The sequence below is a fragment of the Pseudomonas gingeri genome (assembly GCF_013386165.1).
GTDB classification, from domain to species: domain Bacteria; phylum Pseudomonadota; class Gammaproteobacteria; order Pseudomonadales; family Pseudomonadaceae; genus Aquipseudomonas; species Aquipseudomonas gingeri_C.
This window is the reverse complement of record NZ_JACAOS010000017.1, coordinates 181,036-205,104: the sequence shown is the minus strand read 5'-3', so window position 1 is coordinate 205,104 and position 24,069 is coordinate 181,036. Positions and strand designations below refer to the sequence as shown.

The window sequence follows — 24,069 nt, the reverse complement described above, 5'->3', positions numbered from 1 at the left end:
CGGGCCACGTACACCTTGCGGGCCTTGCGCGCCGTCCCTGCCGGGGGCCCCGTTCCCGGCCTGAGCCACAGGCTGGTCGTTTGCAACGGGGGCGTAATAAGTGCTGCCCGAAGGGTTGGTTGCGACATGCGCATCATTATTGTCTGTCGGTTGACCTGATGGGCGCGCCAATGAAGCAGAACCGTCGGGCTGGATGGAGGCCTCATAGACTCCGAATGGATCATCGTTACGTTTGATCCAGGCACTGCCGGGAGGGGCGGGCCATGTGTGGACCACCGTATATGTACCTTTTCTTAGAATTTGTGGGGCCTGTGAGTCCTGAGCCAACACTTGTTGCGCCAGCAGGCTGTTCAGCGCCAATGTCATTGCTACAGCAAGGCGGTTCTTCTTGGGGGACATTCCATTTCATCCTCAGAATAAATCGAGGCGGAAATGTATCTATCCATGTAATCGATAAATGTCGGGCTTTTTACCCGTCTTTTGCGAGATATGTCAGCGCTCTGGTGACGATTAAAGGCCTGTCTGTGACTGCGTGGTCTTGCGGTAGCCGAGGCGTCAGCCACCGCATTTCCAGGTCGACGGGCGTTGTACTTCCACGCTGTCCGGTTACCCGCGGCACTCCACCAGGGTCTTGATTTGTCCGGCTGCCGTCAGGTTCTCTTCCGACAACCAGCGCTCGAACCCGGCATTCACCGCCGGCCATTCCGAATCGAGGATGCTGTACCACGCGGTGTCGCGGTTCCTGCCCTTGACCACCATGTGCTGGCGGAACACGCCTTCAAAGCTGAAGCCCAGGCGCTCGGCCGCTGTACGGGAGCGGGCGTTGTCGTTATTGCACTTCCACTCCAGGCGCCGGTAACCCAGGGCAAAGGCTTCCTTGGCCAGCAGGTAGACCGCCTCTGTGCTCTTGGGCGAGCGCTGCATCGGCGCGCCGAAGGTGACGTGGCCGATCTCGATACGGCCCTGGGCCGGGACAATCGACATCAGGCTGAGGATGCCCTGGACTTCACCGCTGGCCGTGTCGATCACCGCAAAGAAATACGGGTCGCTGCTGGCCGCATTGGCATTGAGCCAATCATTGAACGCGCTGCGCTCCGGGAACGGGCCATAAGGCAGGTAGTCCCACAGCTTCGGGTCGGCGCCCGGGCCTTCCAGGGCGCGAAACAGATCATCGCCATGGCGGACGGCGTCGAGCCTCTCCAGGGTGATGAAGCGCCCCTCAAGACGCTGGGTCGAAGGCGTCGGCGCGCCTTTCCAGTTAGTTACGGGTGTCGACATGACGCTCTCCTCAAGGCTTATAACCCTTGGCGAAATTGGATGAAGCCGGGGCGTTCGGCAATCCGTTCGTACAACTGGATCGCGGTGGCATTGGTCTCGTGGGTCAGCCAGTGCACCTTACTGCACCCGGCCTCGGCCGCCGTGGCATAGACATGCTCGATCAACAAGCGTCCCAGCCCGGTTCCGCGCTGGCCGGGTGCAACGAACAGGTCCTGCAGGTAGCAGGAATTCTGGATGCTCCAGTTCGACCGATGGTAGATGAAATGCACCAGGCCCACGGCCTTGCCGTCCTGCCAGGCGAGGGCGGCGTGGGTGGTCTCGGCCGGGTCGAGAAAGCGCTGCCAGGTCGATTGGTAGATCGCGTCCGGTAGCTCGGTCTCGTAGAACTTCAGGTAGGCCTGCCACAGCGGCTGCCAAGCAGCCTGGTCGGCGGCGGTCACCGGACGGATTTCGATGGAACTCATGGTCACTCCTTAACGCATCAAGTGGGCGAGGGCTTGGTCCTGGCTGTCGGCGCTGGCCGCCAGCCCTTGTTGCACACCGGCGATGTCGGCGGCGCTGCGGTTCTGGCTGAGTTTGCGCTTGCCTTCCAGGCGCTGGATCGGCAGGGCAAAACCGACGATGGCCTTGAGCATGCTGTCGATGTACGGCGCGGGGGCGTCGGCGACTTTCCAGGGCTTGTCCCGGCCCGCCTCATGGCGGTCGGTCAGGGCGCTGACCAGGTTGAGCAGGCGATGGGCATCGTCGAACACCTCGGCCTGGCCATAGGCATGCACGGCCACGTAGTTCCAGGTCGGCACCACTTTGCCGTGCTCGGCTTTGGCGGGATAGAAGGACGGGCTGACATAGGCATCGGCCCCCGGGAAGATCACCAGGACTTCGCCGCCCTCGGCCAGTTCCTGCCACTGCGGATTGGCCCGGGCCAGATGGCCGTAGAGCGTGCCGTTGGGACCTTGCTCGGGGCTGAGCAGCAGCGGTACGTGGATGGCTTGCAGGCCGAGTTTGCCATGGGTGACCAGTGTCGCCAGGCGAGTGCCCTGAATATGTTGCTGCAGGGTGAGCAGGTCTTGTTCGGAAAAGGCGCTGGGTGTGTACATGGAAATTTTCCTTGGCGAATACCTGCATCCTAGGCAGGCTATTGGTTGGTTGTAAGAGCCATTACTGGTGATTTTCATAGGTCCAATCCCATGCCCAGCCCATCGTTGCCCCTGCCGTTCGACCCTGCCGGGATTTACCTGGATCCGGCCAAGGGGCTCAGTCGCCAGCTCTATCAGGCCCTGCGTCTGCGAGTGCTGGACGGGCGCTTGGCCAGTGGTAGCCGTTTGCCAGCCAGTCGCGATCTGGCCAGCGCCCTGGCGATTTCCCGCAACAGCGTGGTGCGGGCCTATGACCAGCTGTACGCCGAGGGCTTTATCGAGGGCCGGATCGGCGATGGCACCTACGTGGCGCAACTGCCGGAAAAAGCCCTGCCGATCAAAAAGTTGTCCACAAAACTATCCACAGGGTTTTCAACAGGCTTACCCACAGGGTTATCCACAAAATCGACCGAAACCGCTGGGGTTACATCCAGTAAAGTTATCCACAATCTGGCCATGGGGCGCATCGAGAGCAACCCGATGCACAAGCCGCCGGGTGGTCCGCCGCGAGCTTTTCGGGTGGGGGTGCCAGCGTTCGACCTGTTTCCCTTTGGCGTCTGGGCCAAGCTGCAGGCGGCTTTCTGGCGCAAACCGGACTTGCAACTGCTGTGTTACGGCGAGGCGGCGGGAGAGGCGCGCTTACGGGGCCTGATCGCGGCTTACTTGCGCAGCTCAAGGGGGCTTTCTTGCACGGCTGAGCAAATTGTGATCACCAGTGGCGCACAGCAAGGCATTAGCCTTTGTGCACAGTTGCTGGTGGACCCCGGCGATGGCGTGGCGGTGGAGAATCCCGGGTACCGCGCGGCTCGATTGGCCTTCGCGGTGGCGGGGGCCAAACTCCATGGCGTGGCGGTCGACCAGGAAGGGCTGGACTGCACCGAACTCGCGCAATTGCAGGATTGTCGGCTGGCCTATGTGACGCCGTCCCATCAATACCCCACCGGCGTGATCATGAGCCTGGCCCGGCGCCTTGAATTGCTGGCCTGGGCCGAGCGTGTCGGCGGTTGGATCGTCGAGGATGACTATGACGGCGAATACCGTTACAGCGGCGCGCCGTTGGCACCCCTGGCGGCGCTGGATCGGCAGGGGCGGGTGCTGTATGTCGGGACCTTCGGCAAAATCGCCTTTCCGGCGCTACGTCTCGGTTACCTGGTGCTGCCGCCGACGCTGGTGGAGACGTTTACCCGGCGTCGTGCGCTGGATATGCGCCACTCGGAGGTCAGTACCCAGGTGGTGATGGCCGAGTTCATGGCCGCCGGGCATTTCCAGCGACATATCCGGCGCATGCGGCGGGCCGCCCTGAGTCGGCGCGATGCCCTGTTGGCCCATTGGCCGCAGGGCATTGCGGGCATTGGCGCGCTGCCGGTGGTTGCGGCGGGCCTGCACCTGATGGTGCCCGTGGAGAGTCTGGCACGGGAGCGGGAGTTGATCGCCCAGGCGGAGAGTGTCGGGGTTGAGATCAGCCCCTTGAGTGGTTTCTGGATGACCCAGCCCGATCCGCCGGAGAACCAGCGCGCCGGGTTGGTGCTGGGGTTTGCGGCAGTGCCGGAAACGGATATCGAGTCGGCGCTGGCGCGTTTGCGCACGGTCTGGAAGCGCTAGTCGCGGAGGGTATTAACCGGTTACCGCAGGCCATCGCGCGATGGATGTTTATTTATTCCCGGAACCCGAAACCAGGATAAACAGACATGACGTCCCCCCTTGCCCGCGCGACCTTGAGCGAGAGCGAACAGGCTGAAAGGGTCTATACCCTCAGTGATTATTTTGCCCAGCGACCGACCCTGGAAAGCGTCGCGCCCGGCCTGGTGCGCGACATGCTGGAGGGCGAATACCCGTTGTTGGGCGAGCGGCTTGCCCATGCCGCGCTGATCCAGCCGGTAGCGTGCAAGGATGAAGCTTCCACGGTGGATTACGGGGTCCTGCCCCTGACGAACATGCTGATCAGACGCTTCCTCGGCGACAAGGCCGAGGCTCATCCGACGAACAGCTACCTGACGCTCTATCCCGGCGCGGAGCATCCGCAGCGCTTGTCTCTGGACACGGCGCGGGTGGAGACGCTCCTGAGCGAGTGGGCACCCTTGCTGCTTCAAGCGTATAAACAGGCGTTGGTCGAGTTCTGGAGTTCGCCGTTGGACCAGAAGGTCGCACCCTGGCAGCGCCTTTCCGAGTTCTTCGCGGCGCAATTGCGCCTGGCCTGCGCGGTGCTGTCGGGTGATGAATTGGCCACCGTGGAGGCGGTGCTCGACTATCCCGACCTGCGGGCGCGTCGGGCCAGGTTCGGCAGTGATTGCGCGCAGGCCTATGTCACCCTCATCGATACCCGCGTCAAGGGCCCCGAGCCCTTGCACGTCCAGGCACTGGTCATCAGCGGTTGGGTCGGCGAACGCCAGATCGTCTTGCTTTACACGCTGTTCGGCGGGATCGAAATGTTCGACTCCACGCGAGCACTTGAAGATTCCCTGAGTGTGACATTGAGCGGCGAGGACTCGGATTTCAGGAGTTACTCGCCGGATCATCACATCTTCGACGCCCTGACCGTGACCTTGCTGATACGGCAGTTGGAGGCCATTGATGGGCTCAAGCCGAGTGACTACCGCGACCCGGAGGCCCTTGAGCAGCACCTGCATGAGCTGACCGATTTGCAGGAATTGTTCGGCGCTTTTCGTTCCGGCCACGAGGCGAAACTGGGGCGCCTGCGTGACGTGCTCCCCGACGGGTTGCGCAAGGCCTCGGCGGCGGATCGCACGCGTTATGGTCGTTACGTGGCGGCGCTCGCGGCGGTGCACCGGAGTCATGCCGGCAAGGCGTTTCTCGATGGCATCCCGGATATCCGTAGCTTTGCCGGCCGGTCGTTGCAGGCGTGTTTGCAGGCGAAATATCCACAGGCTGCGAACGTGTCGGCCAGCGACATCAGCGTGACCTTGAGGCGTATTGCGAACGGTCCATACGCCTTGGTCGACACTGCGCTTGACGTTCGTTATGAGTCACGGACCCAGGAATATGTCGCCATGGCGCTGAAGAACCTTGAGGCCTTTCCTCTTGGCGCCTTGGCTCAGGTTCGTTACCAAGCCCAGACGGCGCCGGCCTGGATGACCTATGAGGTGCTGCGCTCGGCGGTGAGCGAGGCCGATATCGGCCGGACCTACCCTGAGTTGCTCGGGCAGAAATTGCAGCACGACCCGATTGAGCGAGCCCGGCAAGAGGGGCTGTTTACCGACTACCTGCGTGTCCTGCTGCCGATGCTGGCGCTGGAGTTGCGGCTCGAGCAGAAACTGACGGAGACCGCCCGCCTTTATGTCGAGGCGGCGGTGACCCAGGACGTTGGTTCCCGTGAGGTCCTGGGGCAATCCATCGTGGTCCGGCCCCTGGCTTTTCTGGCGCATCCCGGCGCCACGGCGGACCGGGTGCGCAATATGTTTGTGATTGGCCCCAAGGCGACGGGGCAGGGCCCGCAGGTGTTATGCCGCCCCGGCGCCAACGAGCTTTTGTCTGAGTTTCCGTCATGGGCCGGCTTGTTGGCGGCCATCCAGCAGGAGGGACCTTTGCAGCAGTCGGTCCTCGATGGCCTGGAAAGCACAAGGCGTTCAACCTATGACCATGGCGGATTCAAAGAGCCACACCTGACCCGGGTGAGCAACGCCGACTGGAACATCCCGGACACCCCTGAGCCGGCCTCGCTGGAGACTACGCCGCTGTCCGGGTCGTTTTGTGCGGCGCTGTTCGCCGCCAGCGTCGAGGCGTTGATTGCGCGGGCCGAGGCGGACTCGGTGTCCAATGCCGAAGATCGCTGGCACCGTTTCGTCGATCTGGGCTGGGCCCTGTTCGGCCTGTTGCAGCCCTTGCTGCCCGGCCCTCTGGTGAGTTTCGGCTGGCTGGTGCAATTGCTCTCCAGCCTCAGGACCTTTGCCGATCCGCAGGCAGCCCACCCCTGGGCGGCGTTGGCCGACGTCCTGCTGAACCTGGCGGTGCTGCTGGTGTATCACCGCCAGCCGCTGATCGGCACCGCCGGGGCCGTGCGCCCCAGGCCCATTCTCAGCAATGCCGTGATCAAGGAACCCGTCGCCAGCACGGCGAACCAGCTGGTCTTTGCCTGGACCCGTCCGGGACGTCAGTTCACCGCCTCCGAGCTGGTCCGGCTGGAGAAGTTCACGTTGGCGTTGTCCGAGGCGCCCGGCACCTTGCTGGTTTCGGGAGAATGGCAAGGCCTGTATCAGCGTGGCGACCTGCTCTATGCCCAGGTTGACGACGCCTGGTTTCGGGTGACGCGCAAACTCGATGGGGTGGTGATCATCGATGACCGTCACCCGGCGCTACAGGGTCCCTGGTTGAAAAGCGATGGCGCGGGGCGCTGGCAGTTGGATCGAGGCCTGCGCTTGCTGGGCGGTGCGGGGGAGTTGAGTGTCCGTGCGACGAAGAAGCTGAAGTCGCTGGAGAAGAAGGCCCGTGATCTGTTGGCGAGCCTGCCGACGCTGCTGGCGGACGCCGAACGCAGTGCGAGCGTGGTGCAGGTCCCGCGTGACATCGAGGACATCCTCAAGATGAAGGCGCAGCCTTTTGGCGATCTCGGCAGGGAACTGCGGGATTTGACCCGGGGGATTTCACAATCTCCGCGATATTTGATCGCTGAGCTGGAGCGAGCCGTGAGCAGCCTGCAGGATAAAGGCCTGAGCCTACGGATCAGCCTGACCAAGAGGCGCTTGCCGACCGCTGCCGCCGTTGAGTTCCTGACGGAGGAAGAGCAGATCACGATCCACAAGCTGGGTGAGCGCCGGGATATTTCCGGCGGCAAGGGCGATGACTTTCTCGATGAGTACGAGATTCGCGACAGGCAGGGCAGGCCATTGTGGTACGCGCATTTCCATTACCTGACCGCGACCACGCCAGCGACCCGTTTTTCCAAGGCTCACCTCAAGACCCGGGAGCAACGGTTTAAAGGGCTCAGTTTTCAGAGGGCCCAGGAGGGCGCCGGAACCAAAGTTGACCCTATCTGGCGTGCAGACATCGGCCCCAAGGTGGCAGCGGCGTTGTTCCTGCCACCGAGTGCCTGAAGATTGCGCGCTTCCCTGTAGGAGCCCGGCTTGCCGGCGATGAGGCCCGTGAGCCTTGTATCGCCTGATCGGCCGCCATCGCCGGCAAGCCGGGCTCCTACAGGTGGGGTGTTTCGCCGCGAAGTACCGTCAAGCCCCGATCCTTGGGGCGAGCAGAGGCCAATACTCAGACCCCGGACTTGATCTTGGTCCAGGCCCGCGTGCGTGCCCGTTCGGCCTTCTGGTCCAGCGGCTGCAAGGTGTAGAGCGTCTTCATCGCCGCTTCGGTCGGGTACAGATTGGGGTTATTGCGGATCGCCGGGTCGACCATTGTGGTGGCGTCCTTGTTCGGGTTCGGATAACCGACAAAGTCGCTGATCGGCGCGATCACCTGGGGTTGCAGCAGGTAGTTGATAAAGGTGTAGGCGTCCTGCGTGTCCTTCGCCCCCTTGGGAATCGCCAGCATGTCGAACCAGATCGGCGCGCCTTCCTTGGGCAGACGCATGTCCACCACCACACCGTTCTTGGCTTCCTTGGCGCGGTTGGCGGCCTGGGAGAAGCTGCCGGAATAACCGACGGCCACGCAGATGTCACCGTTGGCGATGTCCGCCATGTACTTGGACGAGTGGAAATAGGTGATGTACGGCCGGATCTTCAGCAGCAGCGCTTCGGCCTTCTCATAGTCCTTGGGGTTGTTGCTGTTGGGGTTCAGGCCCAGGTGCTGCAAGGCCAGCGGCAGGATCTCCGAAGGCGAGTCGAGCAGGGCGACGCCGCACTGCTTGAGCTTGCTGATGTTCTCTTCCTTGAAGATCAGGTCCCAGCTGTCCACCGGCGCCTTGTCCCCCAGCACCGCCTTGACCTTGTCCGGGTTGAAGCCGATCAGGATGGTCCCGTACATGTAGGGTACGGCGAACTTGTTGCCCGGATCGTTGGCCTCGATCAGCTTCATCAGCTTGGGATCGAGGTGGTTCCAGTTCGGGATCTTGCTGCGGTCCAGGGGCTGGAACACGCCGGCTTCGATCTGCTTGGCGAGGAACACGTTGGACGGCACCACCACGTCATACCCGGAGTTGCCGGTGAGCAGCTTGGCTTCCAGGGCCTCGTTGGTGTCGAAGATGTCGTAGACCAGCTTGACCTGGGTGTTCTGGGCCTTGAAGTCGTCCAGGGCCTTGGGGGTGATGTAGTCGAACCAGTTGTAGACCCGCAGGGTGCGTTCCTCGGCGTGGGCGGCGGTGCTGAGCACGGCCGCGCAGAGGGCTGGAGCAATAAGACGCTTGAGCTTGTTCATTCTTCTAATTCCTCATTGAGCGTATTGGAAACCTTCGAGTACGTTCACGGCATTGATGCCGATTTCTTCTACCGCGTAGCCGCCTTCCATCACGAACAGCGTCGGCTTGCCCAGGCGGGCGATACGTTCGCCCATGCGCAGGTAATCCGGGCTGTCGAGCTTGAACTGGGAAATCGGATCGTCCTTGAAGGTGTCCACGCCCAGGGAAATCACCACGACATCGGGGGCGTAGCGTTCGATTTCGCCACAGGCCTGTTCCAGCGCGGCGTTCCACTGGTCCCAGGCCGTGCCGGCTGCCAGTGGATAGTTGAAGTTGAAACCTTCGCCGGCCCCTTCGCCGAGCTCGTCGGCATAACCGAGGAAGAACGGGAATTCGGCTTCCGGGTGACCGTGGATCGAGGTGAACAGCACATCGCTGCGTTCGTAGAAAATCGATTGGGTGCCGTTGCCGTGGTGGTAGTCGACGTCGAGGATCGCGACCTTGCGGTGGCCTTGGTCGAGGAAGGCCTGGGCGGCAATGGCCGCATTGTTCAGGTAGCAGTAACCGCCCATCAGGTCGCTGGCGGCATGGTGTCCCGGCGGCCGGCAAAGGGCGAAGGCGCTGCGGGCACCGCGCTGGATTTCGGCCTGGGCGGTGAGGGCAACCTGGGCCGCGCTGTAGGCCGCCTGCCAGGTGCCGGCGGTGATCGGTGCGCTGCCGTCGAAGCTGTAGTAACCGAGTTCGCCGTGCAGGTTTTTCGGGATCACCCGGCGCAAGGTGCGGGCCGGCCAGGTGAAGGGCAGCAGGTCGCCGTCATGGCCTTGTTCGGCCCAGCGCTCCCAGGCGCCCTTGAAGAAGCTCAGGTAGGCCTCGTCGTGAACGCGGCGGATTGGCTCCAGGCCAAAGTCTTCGGGCTCACGCACCGGGCCCAGGGCCTGATGTTGCACGCGGGCCAGCACGTGGTCGGCCCGCGAGGGCATTTCGAAGCAGGGCATCAATTGCCCGTCGATTAGCTCGCAGCGGCCGTGGTGCAGGTGGTGATCGTCCGAATAGACCGTCAGCATTTATTGTTCTCCGTTAGCGTGGGCGTGGCGTCATTCTTGATTCCTGGCGCTTTTGGGAGAACGGCGGTAGTGGCCAAAAGGGGATTGATATGGCCAAAAGATTTGTCCTGATTTCGCCCCTTAACCGGGCGAAGGGCTGAATCGTGGCCTGAAAAGGCGCACGTACGGGGTTAGTTGTTACGGGCTTTTTCGGACCGGCTTACAGAGGCAACCTGCCGCCGCGATCTGCTTTGCCCGACAGTGGTTCTTGATCGGGATGGATACATTCTTGCCTCCATCAATCCAGGTAGGGAATGAAATGCCATCGACACACGATCATCTTGGCTGGGCCGTTGCGCTGGCCTTTTGCACTGCCTGCGCGCCACCTCTGCAGGCCTCCAGCCGGGTGAGCCGGGGCGACACTTTATCTGTGGAGCATGTGGGTGATGCCTCGTCGATCATGGCGTCGAGCGCCGATGGCATTTCTACCTGGCGCAATATTTCCCTGAAAAACGATGGGATGATCAAAGGCCTGAGTGGTTCAGGTGTCCATGCTCGCGGCAACGGTATGCTGTGGAACTGGGGGAGTATCTCCGGCCATCGTGCCGAGGGGGTTTTCCTCACGGGGTACAACGGGGTCAGGATCGACGGGCAGGCGCGGGTAGAAAACTACGGCGTTATCGAGGCCGATGTACCGAACGGTGCAGGCATCTCTTCGGGGCTCTCGATAGGCCGCGGCCTGGTGATCAACGCTGAGGGCGCGCTGATCGAGGGGCCCGGCTTCGGCCTCCTGGGCAAGGGCAAAGGTTCGATCAATGTGGTGAACCGAGGCACCCTGCGCGGGCACAGGGGGATCAAGTTCAGCGGTCATCACGATGACAGCGTGAGCAACCATGGTTTGATCGAGAGCACCTACATACATAACCATGACCCCCATGGTTCGACCGCCAGCGTCTACATGAAAGGTGCCTACCGTGCCGGTACGGCGATAGACCTGGGCGGTGGCGACGATACCTTGGCGCTGTACAGCGGGTCCCAGGTGTTCGGGGCCATCGATGGGGGGAGCGGTTCGGACAGGTTGCTCCTTGAAGGCGGCAGCGGCATGTTGGGCAATACCCGCAACTTTGAATGGCTGGCGGTCAACCAGGGCACCTGGACCTTGACCGGCCCGGCGGATTTCAGCGTCCAGGCGCGGGTCGGCAACAATGCGCAGCTGATCAATAACGGTGGGATCACCGGTGCCACCTGGGTGGATAAGTACGGTGTCTATTCCGGCAGCGGCAGTACCGACAGTTTGCTGGTCAACGGGACACTGTTCGCCAACCGCCAAGCGGGTGCGCCGGTGGTCGAACGGGATCTCACCCTGGCCCCTTCCTCGGTGCTGGTGTATGGCATTGATCGCGATGGCGGCAGTTCGACCCTTGCGGTCGGTGGCACGGCCTATCTGCAAGGCGCGACGCTGGTCCTGCGGCCAACGGCCGACAGTGTGCCGTCGATCAGTGCCCATACGATCCTGCGGGCCGGCCAGGTCGAAGGCGCCTTTCACAAGGTGATCAGCGACCTGGCCTTCATGACCTACCGGCTGTCCTACACCCCGACGGACGTCGGGCTGATCTATAGCCGCAATTATGTGTCCCTTGAACAGATCGCCGAATCCGGGAATGCCAAGCGTCTGGCGGCGAGCCTTGGGCAGACCGCGTACTTCGCACCGGCCCAGGCTGAACAGATGACTCCTGCGGCCGATGGGCAGACTGTCGAGGACAACACCGCCGCGCAGGCGCCACCGGCCCCGGCGCTGGTCTCTGGCCTGATCACGAGTAACGCCGCGACGGCGAAAATCGCCATGAGTCAGCTCTCGGGTAGCCACAACGCCAACCTGGGCAATGCGACCCTGAGCGGTGTCGGTCTGGTGGGCGGCGGCATGCTTTCGGCGATGCGCCAGTGGGGCGATGCCCGTCGTATGCGCGGGTTCGAGGCGTCCTCCGGCACCCCCGCGACGCTGGCTTTCGATTCCGATAGCCGTGGTGCAAAGGGCCGGCTCTGGGTTCAAGGCCTGGGTAACGCGGGCCAATTCGAGCGCAGCGAGCAGAACGATCAGGCCATGCAACGCCAGACCCAGGGTCTGCTGATCGGCGGCGACTGGGCCCGGACCGCCGATTGGCGCCTCGGGATGGTGGGCGGCCAAACGCAGACGCGCCTGAGCGGTCAGCAGTTCCGGGGGACGCTCGACAGCTGGCATCTGGGGGCTTACGCGCTGCATCAGAGCGGCCCTTGGGCGCTACGTCTCGGGGCCGTGCACAGTCGCCATGAGGGCAACACCCGGCGTGCTGTGGCGTTCGCCGGTTTCAGTGAGCGTCTATCGGGCCGGCACCAAGCCAGCAGCCAGCAGGTGCTCAGCGAAGTCGGCTACGCCCTGGGTCTTGGCAACTTGAATGTGGAGCCCTTTGCCGGTCTCGACTATCAACGCTATCAGCGTCACGCCTACACCGAAAAAGGGGGCGATGCGGCCTTGAGCGTCAAGGCGCAAACCCAAGGCAATTGGCGCAGCACCCTGGGCGTGCGGTTGGCCCAGCAGCACCGGTTGGATCAGGGCCGGAGCCTGGCGCCGCGCCTCAGTGCCGGCTGGAAACACCGGCACGGGCCCATCACCCACGCGGTCATGCAGTCGTCTGCGTTGGGCGGCGATGGGTTCGAGATCCGCAGTGCCACGCTGGATCGCGACAGCCTGGTGGTGGACGCGGGAGTGGATTTCAGGCTCTCCGAGGACCATGTCCTCGGCGTCGGCTATTCCGGTGAAATCGCCGACAACCGCAGCCTTCACGGTGTGCAGGGCGAATGGACGTTGCGCTTCTGAGCCGCTGTTCGCGGCTTATGGGCGGAACTGGCTGGGGCTGACCCCGCTCCAGCGCACGAAGGCATGACGGAAGCTGGCGGTTTCGCTGAAACCCAGCTCTTCGGCGATGCGATGGATCGGTAACTGGCCGTCGCCGAGCAACTGTTTGGCTCGTTCGAAGCGCAGTTCGTCGAGCAGTTCCTGATAGCTGCAGCCCAGCGTGTTCAGGTGCCGGCGCAGGGTGCGTGCCGAGCACTTCATCTGTTCGGCCAGCCCCTCCAAGCCGGGCGCGATGTGCAGTTGTTCGGCGAGCAACTGCCGGATGCGCCCCAGCCACGCCTGGCGGCCGGTGAACTCCAGGTTCTGCTTGCGGCAACGTTCGGCCATGGCCTGGTGGGTAATGGCATCGGCCAGGGGCAGGGGATGGTCGAGCCAGTGCCTGTCGAAGGCAAAGGCGTTGGCGGTGGACGAGAACTGTAGGGGGCAATCGAAGGTGGCGCTGTAGTTGGCCTGGTAGTCTGGCGCATCGTGTTCGAAGCGGGCGGCCAGCAGGGGCAGGGAGCGCCCGAGCAGGTCGTCGCAGATGATCTTCAGCGAAACCAGGCAGAACTCGACGTTGAAGACGGCGAGCACCGGGTTTTCCCGATAGTCGCCGGCGGTGAACCAGATGCGCTCGCCGTCCTCGTCCAGGCTCAGTTCGAAGAGTGTTCCCAATAGCGCCGGATAACGCAGGGCCAGGCGCAAAGCGTCACCGAAGGTGGCACAGGTGAGCAGGGCGTAGCCGAGCATGCCATAGGACGAAACGTGCATGCGCCGGCCCAGCTCCAAGCCAATTTCCCGGCGCAGGGCCACGGCGTTGGCGCAGACCTGCATCTCCTGGTTGGTGGTGATGCGGGTGTCGGCGCGGCTCAGGTCGGCGGCGCTGATACCGCTGCCGGCCAGGAGCGCATCGCTGGAAAAGCCCTGGTCGCGGAAGGTGTTGAGCACCAGGGAGACGGCGTTGAGGGTGGTGAGGTGGGAGTGGAGCATGCTCGATTCCGTCCTTGGTAGGTGCGGGAATCGAGCAAGTTGTGTGCCGTCCGCCAGGCTGGCTGCACCGCATTACCCTGTGGGAGCCGGCTTGCCGGCGATGAGGCCGGTGAGTCTTGCATTGATCTTACGGGCGTCATCGCCAGCAAGCCGGCTCCTACAAGAGCTGTGTTCGGCGCAGCATTTGTGCAGTGTTTGCCGTCAGGCTACGGCGTCGGCAGTGGGGTGTGATCCTGCCAACAACGCATCGACCACTGCCCGGGCCATTTCCACCGAATGGATCATCGACCAGATCAGCCCGCGCTCGACGCCGCTGCCGTATTCGGTAATTTCATCGGAGACTTCTTCGGCGCAGCGCAGCATCAACGACACATGGATCAGCGCCTGCTCGGCGTTGATGCCTTCCTGCACGTTGAACAGCGAGAGGTGACGGCCGTCATTGACGCTGCCTGGGCGGGCGGCGGTTTCTTTCAGGGCGGCCAGCAACGGCGCTTCGTGGCGCTGGCTGTTGAGCACCTGCAAGAGGTCGGCATTGGCTTTCTTGAGAATGGCGGTGATCCGGGTGCGGACTGCTTTGCTGGGCGGATCGGGGATTAGCTTGTCCATGATGTACTCCTATTGGCGCATGGGAGCCGACACCAATCGCTGCTAAACGATGGAGGGTGGCAGCTGTACGCGGGTTAGCAGACCGGCCAATAGGAAACCGGCGCACCCGAGGGTGCCCCACGCACAGCCACCATAAACCTGGGGCATTAAAAACGCCGACCATGAAAGATGGAGGCGTTGTGCGCCTATTGGACACGAGCTGCTAAACCCGTTCACTGCAAATTGGCAGTGACAAACGGAGACTAGTCACGTGGCTGGACAGGCGCAAGGCGTTGGGATTTTCTAGGAAATGTCGCTCAAGAAAAAGCGATTTGTCTTAGGTTGATGCAGTTTCAATCGAGGAAGTTTGAAGCCGAGTGTGGTCTTGTGGCGAGCGGGCCTTTGCCAGGCTGAAGTTCGTGCCAGGCTCCTGAATCAGCTCAACTCACCACACAGATCCAGCTCGACCAACCGCCGCACTTCAGCCAGCTCAAGACCCGCTCCCAGCAAACCCTGCAGCTTGCCGAACACCGCCTCACGGGTCATGCCGCCGCCGGACAGCACGCCGACGCCGCGCAAACGGCTACCGGCTTCATACACATCCAGCTCGACACCGCCTTCATGGCATTGCGTGACCGCCACCACCACGATGCCCTTGTCCTGCGCCCGCTTCAGGCTGGCGAGAAACGCCGGGTTGTCGCTCGGCCCGGTGCCGCTGCCGAAGCACTCCAGCACCAGCGCCTGGATACCGCTGTCGATCATGCCGTCCAATTGCGCGGCGCCAATCCCCGGCACCAGCGGCAATACGCCGACACTCGCCAACTGCGCGGGCTGACGGTAGTTCAACTGCGTCGGCAAGGCATCGGCCTTCGCCACACCACCGGCACGGTTCAACGCCGCAAACGGATGCCGGCCGAAGCTGCGAATCTTCGCGCAACGGGTCGGCGACAGCATCTCGCCGTGGAAGTGCAGGTGCACGCCCGGCGCCAGGCCCTGGTCCAACGCAACCAGCGCGCCGCAGACGTTTTCCCAGGCATCGCTATCCGGCACGCCGGCCGGCAGCATGGAACCGGTGAACACCACCGGTGCCGGCAAGCCCAGCAACTGGAAGCTCATCGCCGCCGCGCTGTAGGCCAGGGTGTCGGTGCCGTGCAGGATCAGCACGCTGTCGCACTGTTGCACCTCTACCGCCTCGACCACCGCATCACGCAGACGCAGCCAGTACTCGGGGGTCATGTTGGCGCTGTCGATCAGCGGGGCCATTTCGCGAAAACACCAGTTCGGCACTTTCAGGTCGGGCTGCCCGGCGAGCTGTTCGCGCATCCGCGCTTCGAAACCGGAAGCCGGGGCCAGGCCATTGGCGCTGGCCTGCATGCCGATGGTGCCGCCGGTGTAGAGCACCATGACGTGCTGCGCGGCAGGATAAGAGGCGGAAGTCATTGATGGTTCTCCTGGACGAATACACCTTGCGCCGCAGCATGCCTGCGTGCGCAAGGTGTGTCACGTCGGGCGGCTGGGCGCCGCCCGGTAAGGTCTGTCGCTTCGAACGGCAGGGCGCCGCCCGAGGGTGCGATCAGCGTTGCGTGGCCGGTACGCCTTGGGCGGCGTCTTGCTCGCGTGGTGCGGCCTGGCTCGGGGTTGGCCAGGCTTTCAGGTCCAGGTCCAGGTCGGCGAACTTGCTCGAATCGAACACTGGTTGACCAACACCGGCGCGGCGCTGGTTGTCGTAGTCGCGCATCACACGCAGGCCGACCTTGAACAGCATGGCCAGGGCGATCAGGTTGACGAAGGCCAGGCAGGTCATGGTGATGTCGGCGAAGGCGAACACGGTCGACAGGTTCTGCACCGAACCCCAGACGATCAGTGCCAGCACCAGGGCGCGGTACACCATCAACACGATGCGGTTGCGGGTCAGGAACTGCAGGCTGGTTTCGCCCAGGTAGTAGTTGTAGAGGATGCAGGTGAAGACGAACAGCGACAGGGCGACGCTGACGAACAGGCGGCCCCAGTCACCGACCACGGCGGCCAGGGAGTTCTGGGTCAGGACGATGCCGTCACCTTCGAAACCTGGGGTGTAGAAGCCCGACAGCAGGATCAGCAGCGCGGTACAGGTGCAGATCACGAAGGTGTCGAGGAACACGCTGAACGCCTGGACCACACCTTGTGCGCCCGGGTGCTTCACGGCGGCAACGGCGGCGACGTTGGGCGCGCTGCCCAGACCGGCTTCGTTGGCGAACACGCCACGTTTCACACCCATGACGATGGCGCTGCCGAGCAGGCCGCCGAACGCAGGGTCAAGGCCGAAGGCGCTCTTGAAGATGGTTTCCAGCATGGCTGGAACGTGTTCGATCTGGCTGAAGATCACGTACAGGGTCACGCCGATGTAGGCCAGGGTCTTGACCGGAACCAGCAGGTCGGACACCGAGGCGATGCGCTTGATGCCGCCGACGAAAACGATCGCCAGCAGGACCGCCAGGGCGATACCGGTGTGGTTTGGGGAGAAGCCGAAGGCGTTCTGCAGCGAGTGGGTCACGGTGTACGACTGCAGGCCGTTGAAGGCGAAGCCGTAGGTGACCAGCAGCAGAACCGAGAACACCACCGCCATGCTTTTGAGCTTCAGGCCGTGCTGGATGTAGTACGCCGGGCCGCCGCGGTACAGGCCGTCGCCATCGGCGCGCTTGTAGACCTGGGCCAGGGTGCATTCGAAGAAGCTGCTGGACATGCCCACCAGTGCGGTGACCCACATCCAGAACACGGCGCCTGGGCCGCCGAGGGTAACGGCGATGCCGACACCGGCGATGTTACCGGCGCCAACGCGGCCGGCGAGGCTCAGCATCAGGGCCTGGAACGAGCTCAGTTGGCCTGCTTGACCGCGAAGGGACTCTTTGAAAACCGTGAACATGTGGCGGAAATGGCGGAACTGGACGAACCGCGAACGGATCGTGAAGTAGCTACCGAGCCCGACAATGAGCACGATCAGTAGTTTCCCTGAGAGGAAGTCGTTGATGACCTCAAGCATGGAGTGGTTCCTCGCTGTTTTTTGATGCAAAGGCGGCTCGTTCGAAAGATCGCGTTACACCCGGTGTCACTGGGCAGTGTGGGCTGGCGATCTTTCATCCCGAGCTTGCGCGGGTTGTTTTTAGTGTTGTTTCGCGTGTTTCAGTGCCGCTGTACCGCGGATCGCTTACGCGAAGAGGGGCGGCACTATACCTAGGAGCACCGCAGTCGTCTGTACTGGTTTGTAGTACAAACGACGAAGCGCAGGGTATTTCTGGTGAAGGCAGGCGGCGAGTTAGAGCCTTCGTCCTACTTTCGGTTGTAAAAAAAAGGGCCTGAAGAGTGACCTTCAGGCCCTCAAAAGGTGAGAGGTGTCTAGTCCCTCAACCTGGTGAGCGTGTTGCGGTCCGGCATTGAAGGTCAGGCCTTCAGGGGCACCAGACGTGGGGCAATCATGTTTTCCGGGCGCAGGATGTCGGCGAGCATGGCGTCGTCGAGCAGGCCTTCTTCGCGCACCAGTTCCAGTACGCCGCGGCCACTTTCCAGGGCGATGCGGGCGATCCGGGTGGCGTTTTCATAGCCGATGTAGGGGTTCAGCGCGGTGACCAGGCCGATGGAGTGTTCCACCAGTTCGCGGCAGCGGGCTTCGTTGGCGGTGATGCCGACGATGCAGTGCTCGCGCAGCATGTCCATGGCGCGTTGCAGCAGGCGGATCGAGTCGAAGATCTTGAAGGCGATCAGCGGCTCCATCACGTTCAGTTGCAGTTGGCCGCCTTCGGCTGCCATGGTCAGGGCCAGGTCGTTACCGATGATCTGGAACGCTACCTGATTGACCGCTTCCGGGATGACCGGGTTGACCTTGCCGGGCATGATCGAGCTGCCGGGCTGACGCGCTGGCAGGTTGATCTCGTTGATGCCGGTGCGTGGGCCGCTGGACAACAGGCGCAGGTCGTTGCAGATCTTCGACAGCTTGACCGCAGTGCGCTTGAGCATGCCGGAGAACAGGACGAAGGCGCCCATGTCCGAGGTGGCTTCGATCAGGTCGGCGGCGGGGACCAGCGGCTGGCCGCTGATCAGGGCCAGGCGGTCGACTGCCAGTTGCTGGTAGCGCGGGTCGGCGTTGATGCCGGTGCCGATGGCGGTGCCGCCCAGGTTGACTTCGGTCAGCAGCTCCGGTGCCAAGGTCTTCAGGCGGGCCAGGTCTTCGCTCAGGGTGGTGGCGAAGGCGCGGAATTCCTGGCCGAGGGTCATCGGCACGGCGTCTTGCAGCTGGGTGCGGCCCATTTTCAGGACGTGGCTGAATTCTTGACCCTTGGCGGCGAAGGCCTGGATCAGGCTGTCGAGGCTGGCGAGCAGGGCGTCGTGGCCCAGCAGCAGACCCAGGCGGATGGCCGTCGGGTAGGCGTCGTTGGTCGACTGCGCCATGTTCACGTCGTTGTTCGGGTGCAGGTACTGATATTCGCCCTTGCTGTGGCCCATGGCCTCCAGCGCGATGTTGGCGATGACTTCGTTGGCATTCATGTTGGTCGAAGTGCCAGCGCCGCCTTGAATCATGTCCACCACGAACTGCTCGTGGAAATCGCCACGGACCAGTCGGGCACAGGCTTCGCTGATGGCCGCGTGTTTGGCTTCGGTCAGGTGACCCAGCTCGCGGTTGGCGTCAGCGGCGGCCTGTTTGACCATGGCCAGGGCCACGACCAGCTTCGGGTAGTGCGAGATCGGGACGCCGGAGAGACGGAAGTTGTTCACCGCTCGCAGGGTCTGGATACCGTAATACGCGTCGGCGGGTACTTCGAGTACGCCAAGCAGGTCTTTTTCTGTGCGGAAAGATGCAGCGGAGGACATGATAGAAATCATCTCGATAAGAACCCGGTCGGTGCCGGAACGTTGCCAATGCTAGGCTTGAGCGAATTATTGGGCCAATGCTGTTCAGCACTGCCCTATGCACAAACGGCATAATGTGGATGTGACGCGTTGTGTATGACGGACGTGTGAACCAAAATGGTGCGCATGGCGGGAGGAGCCGATGAATCTCGAAAGCAAATGGTTGGAAGATTTCAGTGCCCTGGCGGCGACCCGCAGCTTTTCCCAGGCGGCGGAGCGGCGCTTCGTCACGCAGCCGGCGTTCAGCCGGCGGATCCGCAGTCTGGAGTCGGCGCTGGGGCTGACCCTGGTCAACCGATCGCGCACGCCGATCGAACTGACGGCGGCGGGGCAGTTGTTCCTGGTGACGGCGCGTACGGTGGTCGAGCAGTTGGGCGAGGTGGTGCGCCATCTTCATCATCTGGAAGGCGGGCAGGGTGAAGTCATGCAGGTGGCGGCGGCGCATTCCCTGGCGTTGGGCTTCTTTCCGCGCTGGATCGCGCAGTTGCGTAATGAAGGGCTGAATATCGCCACGCGGCTGGTGGCGACCAACGTCGGCGACGCGGTGCATGCGTTGCGTGAAGGTGGTTGCGACTTGATGCTGGCGTTCTATGACCCGGATGCGGCGTTGCAGATGGATGCGGAGATTTTTCCGTCCCTGCACCTGGGGCAGACCGAGATGTTGCCGGTGTGTGCGACCGGGCCGGACGGCCAGCCGCTGTTCGATCTGGAAGGTGAGGCGAGCGTGCCGCTGCTGGCGTATAGCGCCGGGGCGTTTCTCGGGCGTTCGGTGAACCTGTTGCTGCGTCAGCGTAATCTGCGCTTTACCACTATCTATGAAACCGCGATGGCCGACAGCTTGAAGAGCATGGCGCTGGAAGGGCTGGGGATTGCCTGGGTGCCGCACCTCAGTGTCCGGGCGGAATTGGCGCGAGGCGAGTTGGTGGTCTGCGGCGGGCCGCAATGGCATGTGCCGCTGGAGATTCGCCTGTATCGCTGCGCGCTGGTGCGCAAGGCGAATGTGCGGTTGTTGTGGCGCAAGCTTGAAGGCGCGGCGGCACAGATGCCGGGTTCTGTCTGAATGCCGCGTCACCTGTGGGAGCCGGCAAGCCAGCTCCCACAGGTGGTCCGTGGTGTTTTTGAATTGACCTGAAAGTCAGGTAAACCGGCCTTTAGCGGCTAAAATCCATCAAACGACAGATGGTCGGTAAAGGTGCGTTTAACGCACTTTTTTCGGTATACTGCGCGGCCTTCGGCCGGCTTGCCCGGCCCCGATTCGTATGACAAGCCACGCCGGTCTCCCGCGTGGCTTGTTGTTTTTTGACGCGCCTGCGGGCGCCCAAGAGAAGAGGCACGACGATGAGTGCACTGGTTGGCGTGATCATGGGCTCCAAGTCCGATTGGTCCACCCTTAGCCACACCGCCGATATGCTGGAAAAGCTCGGCATCCCCTACGAGGTGAAAGTGGTTTCGGCCCACCGCACCCCGGACCTGCTCTTCCAGTACGCCGAAGAGGCCGAGTCCCGCGGGATCGAGGTGATCATCGCCGGTGCCGGCGGTGCGGCGCACCTGCCAGGCATGTGTGCGGCCAAGACCCACCTGCCGGTGCTCGGCGTGCCGGTACAGTCGGCCATGCTTTCGGGCGTCGACTCGCTGCTGTCGATCGTGCAGATGCCGGCCGGTATTCCGGTCGCGACCCTGGCCATCGGCAAGGCCGGCGCGATCAATGCCGCGCTGCTCTCGGCGAGCATCCTGGGCGCCAAGCACCCGCATTTCCACGCCGTGCTGAAGAAATTCCGTGCAGAACAGACAGACAGCGTGCTGGACAATCCAGACCCACGCGTCGCCTGAGGTTGATGACGATGAAGATCGGTGTAATCGGTGGCGGCCAGTTGGGCCGCATGTTGGCGCTGGCGGGTACGCCGCTGGGGATGAACTTCGCTTTCCTGGACCCGGCGCCGGATGCCTGTGCAGCCGCCCTGGGCGAACACTTGCGCGCCGATTACGGCGATCAGGATCACCTGCGCCAGTTGGCCGACGAAGTCGACCTGGTGACCTTCGAGTTCGAAAGCGTTCCGGCGGAAACCGTGGCCTTCCTGTCGCAGTTCGTGCCGGTCTACCCGAGCGCCGAAGCCCTGCGCATCGCCCGTGATCGCTGGTTTGAAAAGAGCATGTTCAAGGACCTGGGGATTCCCACCCCGGCCTTCGCCGATATCCAGTCCCAGGCGGACCTGGACGCCGCCGTCGCTCAGATCGGCCTGCCGGCCGTACTGAAAACCCGCACCCTGGGTTATGACGGCAAGGGCCAGAAAGTCCTGCGCACTGCCGCCGATGTGGTCGGTACGTTCGCCGATCTGGGCAGCGTCGCCTGCCTGCTGGAAGGCTTCGTGCCGTTCACCGGCGAAGTCTCGCTGATCGCGGTGCGCGGTCGTGATGGCGAAACCTGCTTCTACCCGCTGGTGCACAACACCCACGACAACGGCATTCTGCGCCTGTCCGTGGCCAGCACCGACCATCCGCTGCAAGCCCTGGCCGAAGAGTATGCCGGCCGGGTGCTCAAGCAGCTGAATTATGTCGGTGTGCTGGCATTCGAGTTCTTTGAAGTCGACGGTGGCCTCAAGGCCAACGAAATCGCGCCACGGGTGCACAACTCCGGGCACTGGACCACCGAAGGCGCCGAGTGCAGCCAGTTCGAAAACCACCTGCGGGCGATTGCCGGGCTGCCGCTGGGTTCGACTGCCAAGGTCGGCGAAAGCGCGATGCTCAACTTCATCGGCGCAGTGCCGCCGGTGGAGCAGGTGATCGCCATCGCCGATTGCCATCTGCATCACTATGGCAAGGCCTTCAAGGTCGGGCGCAAGGTCGGTCACGCGACCCTGCGGTGTGCCGACAAGGCGACCTTGCAGGAGCAGATCCTGCGGGTCGAGGCGTTGATCGCTGAATAAAGATAGTCAGTGCTGGCGGGAACCTACGGTTGCCGCCAGCCTCTGATGGCAGGATGTCAAAGTGCTGACTAGGCTTTGACTGTGCACACTCACCGAGAGGAAATGCCATGCACATTATCTGGACAATTTTTATCGGCCTCATCGTCGGCCTGGTGGCGCGTTTCCTTAAGCCGGGCGACGACAGCATGGGGTGGATCATGACCATCCTGCTGGGGATCGGCGGTTCGCTGGCGGCGACCTATGGTGGTCAGGCGCTGGGGATCTATCACGCGGGTCAGAGTGCCGGTTTTATCGGTGCGGTTGTTGGCGCGATTATCCTGTTGGTGATCTACAACCTGATCAGAAAGAACTGATCCAAGTGACCAAACCCTCTCTGCCGCAATGGCGGAGAGGGCTAGAATGCGCCAATCCTTTCTGTTTTCGAGTCTCCCCATGCGTCGTCTTCTTTTGACCCTTCTTTTCCTGGGCAGTGGCCTGGCCCATGCCGGCGAACTTCCGGAAACCGACTGGCTGGAATTGATGCCCAAGTCGGACCAGAAAGCCCTTGAGCAGATGCCGGAAATCACCCACAACACGCCCGAGGGCGACGGTACGTTTACCGCCAAGGGTGGTTTGAAGCAGAGCAAGGGCCTGCCGGCGGTGATGTATTCGACCAAGACCGTGGCGGCCATGGATGGCAAGGACATCCGCATCGGTGGTTATCCGGTGCCGCTGGAGACCGATGCCAAGGGGCGCAGCACGCTGTTTTTCCTGGTGCCGTACCCGGGCGCCTGCATCCACGTACCGCCACCGCCGCCCAATCAACTGGTGCTGGTGCGTTATCCCAAGGGATTGAAGCTGGATGATATCTATACGCCGCTGTGGGTCACCGGCACGCTGAAGATCGAGAAGGTCAGCAATGACCTGGCCGACGCGGCGTATGCGCTGGATGCGGGGAAGGTCAGGGTGGTGAAGGAGTCGGATCTGTAAGGCGCGAGAGCCTGCGAAACCTTTGTGGCGAGCGGGCTTGCCCGCGCTCGGCCGCGCAGCAGCCGCAAACCCAGGCACCCCGGTGTACCTGATATACCGCGATTAATGGTTTTAGGGCCGCTTCGCAGCCCAGCGCGGGCAAGCCCGCTCGCCACAGGGTTCAGGCAAGTTTCTGGCTGGCGATCGTCACGCCCAGTGTATGGCTGGCCCCAGGCGCCAGGGTCACCACATCATCCATCACGTTTGCGGTTTCGATGCACAACATCTTCTGCCAGCCATCGTCAGCCATGTCGGCGAACTGACTGGCCCGACCAATCCACGGATTCCAGATCACCGCCGCCCCTGAGCCACTGCTGGTCAGTTGGATGCGGCGCTGCCAGTCCGAATCGACAATGCTCAACTGTGCCGGTGGATTCTGGTAGATCCGGTCGGTTTCGCCGCTAAAGCGCAAACTGCCGACCTGCGTCGTCGACTGCCAATCTTCCAGGGTGTCGATATAGGTCAGGCCCTCGACCCCTTCAACCTGCACATTACGCACATCACTGACAGCGAAGTAGGTGTGCAGCGCCTGGCTGAGGGTGACCGGATGATCGTCCTGGTTCTCGCTGGTGAGCTCGATGTGCAAGGTCTCACCCAAACGAATACGCAGGGTCAGGCCTACCTTGTGTGGCCAGCCCGGCAGGCCGCCTTCTGGCAGCGGCAGGCTGAGCACCACGCTCACCGTATCGCCTTCGGCCTCGATGCCCTGCAACGTCCAGTTCATCGTCCGCACAAAACCGTGGGCCGTCGCCGCGTCGCTGGCCTGGCGCATGCCCTGCACGCTGTCCGGGTTGCGCGAAAAGTTGCCGAACCACGGCCAGCACACCGGCACGCCGGCGCGGATGCCCTTGCCATGCTTGAACACGGCCTCGTTGTTGAGCCAGATGAGCGGCGGGTGCCCGGCCAGCTGGTAGCTGAGGATCTGCGCGCCTTGTTGCGCCACCAGCAATTCGGCCTGGCCGTGGCGGATCCGCCAGCCGTTCAGCTCGTCCAGTTTTACCGTTTCAACATGGGGCGTGGTCATGGTGTTCTCGCAAGACAGGGAGTTTTAACGGGC

General features: G+C 62.8%; 19 protein-coding genes. 8 read left to right on the top strand and 11 right to left on the bottom strand.

Going from position 1 to position 24,069, the window contains the following annotated elements; all coding sequences use genetic code 11:
- Positions 1 to 606: 606 nt before the first annotated feature.
- From HX866_RS21155 to HX866_RS21145, 3 genes are read right to left on the bottom strand one after another with little or no spacing between them, the layout of a single operon-like run.
- The gene (locus HX866_RS21155; RefSeq protein ID WP_177140362.1) at positions 607 to 1,278 is read right to left on the bottom strand and encodes a GNAT family N-acetyltransferase; all 672 of its coding nucleotides are present in this window, start codon (positions 1,276 to 1,278) and stop codon (positions 607 to 609) included.
- A 17-nt stretch (positions 1,279 to 1,295) separates the two neighbouring features.
- Positions 1,296 to 1,742 carry a GNAT family N-acetyltransferase gene (locus HX866_RS21150; RefSeq protein ID WP_177125765.1) on the bottom strand — a complete coding sequence of 149 codons (447 nt, stop codon included), beginning with the start codon at positions 1,740 to 1,742 and terminating at the stop codon, positions 1,296 to 1,298.
- A 9-nt stretch (positions 1,743 to 1,751) separates the two neighbouring features.
- Complete coding sequence (locus HX866_RS21145; RefSeq protein WP_177101349.1) at positions 1,752 to 2,375, bottom strand: FMN-binding negative transcriptional regulator; 624 nt, start codon at positions 2,373 to 2,375, stop codon at positions 1,752 to 1,754.
- Between the two features lie 90 nt (positions 2,376 to 2,465).
- On the opposite strand from HX866_RS21145, the gene pdxR reads away from it, so the two are divergent.
- Both pdxR and HX866_RS21135 read left to right on the top strand, forming a co-directional pair.
- The gene (gene pdxR, locus HX866_RS21140) at positions 2,466 to 4,016 is read left to right on the top strand and encodes a MocR-like pyridoxine biosynthesis transcription factor PdxR (RefSeq protein WP_177140361.1); all 1,551 of its coding nucleotides are present in this window, start codon (positions 2,466 to 2,468) and stop codon (positions 4,014 to 4,016) included.
- Between the two features lie 86 nt (positions 4,017 to 4,102).
- Entirely contained in the window at positions 4,103 to 7,462 is a 3,360-nt protein-coding gene (locus HX866_RS21135; RefSeq protein WP_177140360.1) for a dermonecrotic toxin domain-containing protein, read from the top strand.
- Positions 7,463 to 7,628: 166 nt separating this feature from the next.
- Here the strand turns inward: HX866_RS21135 and HX866_RS21130 are convergent, their stop codons facing one another.
- The gene (locus tag HX866_RS21130; protein WP_177093963.1) at positions 7,629 to 8,729 is read right to left on the bottom strand and encodes a polyamine ABC transporter substrate-binding protein; all 1,101 of its coding nucleotides are present in this window, start codon (positions 8,727 to 8,729) and stop codon (positions 7,629 to 7,631) included.
- Positions 8,730 to 8,741: 12 nt separating this feature from the next.
- On the bottom strand, positions 8,742 to 9,773 hold the full coding sequence (locus HX866_RS21125) for a histone deacetylase family protein (protein ID WP_177140359.1): 1,032 nt from the start codon (positions 9,771 to 9,773) through the stop codon (positions 8,742 to 8,744).
- A 298-nt stretch (positions 9,774 to 10,071) separates the two neighbouring features.
- Here HX866_RS21125 and HX866_RS21120 point away from each other — a divergent pair, with 298 nt between their 5' ends.
- Positions 10,072 to 12,606, top strand: a complete 2,535-nt coding sequence (locus HX866_RS21120) for an autotransporter outer membrane beta-barrel domain-containing protein (RefSeq protein WP_177140358.1) — start codon at positions 10,072 to 10,074, stop codon at positions 12,604 to 12,606.
- 15 nt (positions 12,607 to 12,621) lie between these two features.
- Here the strand turns inward: HX866_RS21120 and HX866_RS21115 are convergent, their stop codons facing one another.
- From HX866_RS21115 to aspA, 5 genes are all read right to left on the bottom strand, one after another.
- Positions 12,622 to 13,614, bottom strand: coding sequence for an AraC family transcriptional regulator (locus HX866_RS21115; protein WP_177140357.1), 993 nt, complete (start codon positions 13,612 to 13,614; stop codon positions 12,622 to 12,624).
- Positions 13,615 to 13,815: 201 nt separating this feature from the next.
- Positions 13,816 to 14,220: a hypothetical protein gene (locus HX866_RS21110; protein ID WP_177140356.1), complete on the bottom strand. Its 405-nt coding sequence runs from the start codon at positions 14,218 to 14,220 to the stop codon at positions 13,816 to 13,818.
- Positions 14,221 to 14,634: 414 nt separating this feature from the next.
- On the bottom strand, positions 14,635 to 15,639 hold the full coding sequence (locus HX866_RS21105; protein WP_177140355.1) for an asparaginase: 1,005 nt from the start codon (positions 15,637 to 15,639) through the stop codon (positions 14,635 to 14,637).
- Positions 15,640 to 15,772: 133 nt separating this feature from the next.
- Positions 15,773 to 17,218, bottom strand: a complete 1,446-nt coding sequence (locus tag HX866_RS21100) for an alanine/glycine:cation symporter family protein (RefSeq protein WP_177093969.1) — start codon at positions 17,216 to 17,218, stop codon at positions 15,773 to 15,775.
- A 398-nt stretch (positions 17,219 to 17,616) separates the two neighbouring features.
- Positions 17,617 to 19,041: an aspartate ammonia-lyase gene (aspA, locus tag HX866_RS21095; RefSeq protein WP_177093970.1), complete on the bottom strand. Its 1,425-nt coding sequence runs from the start codon at positions 19,039 to 19,041 to the stop codon at positions 17,617 to 17,619.
- A 181-nt stretch (positions 19,042 to 19,222) separates the two neighbouring features.
- On the opposite strand from aspA, the gene HX866_RS21090 reads away from it, so the two are divergent.
- The 5 genes from HX866_RS21090 (at position 19,223) to HX866_RS21070 (ending at position 22,973) form a co-directional block, all read left to right on the top strand.
- Entirely contained in the window at positions 19,223 to 20,140 is a 918-nt protein-coding gene (locus tag HX866_RS21090; protein WP_177140354.1) for a LysR substrate-binding domain-containing protein, read from the top strand.
- Between the two features lie 278 nt (positions 20,141 to 20,418).
- A complete protein-coding gene (purE, locus tag HX866_RS21085) occupies positions 20,419 to 20,910 on the top strand; it encodes a 5-(carboxyamino)imidazole ribonucleotide mutase (RefSeq protein ID WP_121135587.1) in 492 nt (163 codons plus the stop codon).
- Positions 20,911 to 20,921: 11 nt separating this feature from the next.
- Positions 20,922 to 22,004 carry a 5-(carboxyamino)imidazole ribonucleotide synthase gene (locus tag HX866_RS21080; RefSeq protein WP_177140353.1) on the top strand — a complete coding sequence of 361 codons (1,083 nt, stop codon included), beginning with the start codon at positions 20,922 to 20,924 and terminating at the stop codon, positions 22,002 to 22,004.
- 107 nt (positions 22,005 to 22,111) lie between these two features.
- Entirely contained in the window at positions 22,112 to 22,357 is a 246-nt protein-coding gene (locus HX866_RS21075; protein ID WP_177093973.1) for a GlsB/YeaQ/YmgE family stress response membrane protein, read from the top strand.
- A 79-nt stretch (positions 22,358 to 22,436) separates the two neighbouring features.
- Positions 22,437 to 22,973: a DUF3299 domain-containing protein gene (locus HX866_RS21070; protein WP_152736628.1), complete on the top strand. Its 537-nt coding sequence runs from the start codon at positions 22,437 to 22,439 to the stop codon at positions 22,971 to 22,973.
- 160 nt (positions 22,974 to 23,133) lie between these two features.
- On the opposite strand, the gene HX866_RS21065 is transcribed toward HX866_RS21070, so the two are convergent.
- Positions 23,134 to 24,036 carry a D-hexose-6-phosphate mutarotase gene (locus tag HX866_RS21065; RefSeq protein ID WP_177140352.1) on the bottom strand — a complete coding sequence of 301 codons (903 nt, stop codon included), beginning with the start codon at positions 24,034 to 24,036 and terminating at the stop codon, positions 23,134 to 23,136.
- Positions 24,037 to 24,069: the final 33 nt, after the last annotated feature.

Coding starts and splice junctions, on each gene's coding strand:
- HX866_RS21155 (WP_177140362.1), bottom strand. CDS start 1,278: ATGTCGACACCCGTAACTAACTGGAAAGGCGCGCCGACGCCTTCGACC.
- HX866_RS21150 (WP_177125765.1), bottom strand. CDS start 1,742: ATGAGTTCCATCGAAATCCGTCCGGTGACCGCCGCCGACCAGGCTGCT.
- HX866_RS21145 (WP_177101349.1), bottom strand. CDS start 2,375: ATGTACACACCCAGCGCCTTTTCCGAACAAGACCTGCTCACCCTGCAG.
- pdxR (WP_177140361.1), top strand. CDS start 2,466: ATGCCCAGCCCATCGTTGCCCCTGCCGTTCGACCCTGCCGGGATTTAC.
- HX866_RS21135 (WP_177140360.1), top strand. CDS start 4,103: ATGACGTCCCCCCTTGCCCGCGCGACCTTGAGCGAGAGCGAACAGGCT.
- HX866_RS21130 (WP_177093963.1), bottom strand. CDS start 8,729: ATGAACAAGCTCAAGCGTCTTATTGCTCCAGCCCTCTGCGCGGCCGTG.
- HX866_RS21125 (WP_177140359.1), bottom strand. CDS start 9,773: ATGCTGACGGTCTATTCGGACGATCACCACCTGCACCACGGCCGCTGC.
- HX866_RS21120 (WP_177140358.1), top strand. CDS start 10,072: ATGCCATCGACACACGATCATCTTGGCTGGGCCGTTGCGCTGGCCTTT.
- HX866_RS21115 (WP_177140357.1), bottom strand. CDS start 13,614: ATGCTCCACTCCCACCTCACCACCCTCAACGCCGTCTCCCTGGTGCTC.
- HX866_RS21110 (WP_177140356.1), bottom strand. CDS start 14,220: ATGGACAAGCTAATCCCCGATCCGCCCAGCAAAGCAGTCCGCACCCGG.
- HX866_RS21105 (WP_177140355.1), bottom strand. CDS start 15,639: ATGACTTCCGCCTCTTATCCTGCCGCGCAGCACGTCATGGTGCTCTAC.
- HX866_RS21100 (WP_177093969.1), bottom strand. CDS start 17,218: ATGCTTGAGGTCATCAACGACTTCCTCTCAGGGAAACTACTGATCGTG.
- aspA (WP_177093970.1), bottom strand. CDS start 19,041: ATGTCCTCCGCTGCATCTTTCCGCACAGAAAAAGACCTGCTTGGCGTA.
- HX866_RS21090 (WP_177140354.1), top strand. CDS start 19,223: ATGAATCTCGAAAGCAAATGGTTGGAAGATTTCAGTGCCCTGGCGGCG.
- purE (WP_121135587.1), top strand. CDS start 20,419: ATGAGTGCACTGGTTGGCGTGATCATGGGCTCCAAGTCCGATTGGTCC.
- HX866_RS21080 (WP_177140353.1), top strand. CDS start 20,922: ATGAAGATCGGTGTAATCGGTGGCGGCCAGTTGGGCCGCATGTTGGCG.
- HX866_RS21075 (WP_177093973.1), top strand. CDS start 22,112: ATGCACATTATCTGGACAATTTTTATCGGCCTCATCGTCGGCCTGGTG.
- HX866_RS21070 (WP_152736628.1), top strand. CDS start 22,437: ATGCGTCGTCTTCTTTTGACCCTTCTTTTCCTGGGCAGTGGCCTGGCC.
- HX866_RS21065 (WP_177140352.1), bottom strand. CDS start 24,036: ATGACCACGCCCCATGTTGAAACGGTAAAACTGGACGAGCTGAACGGC.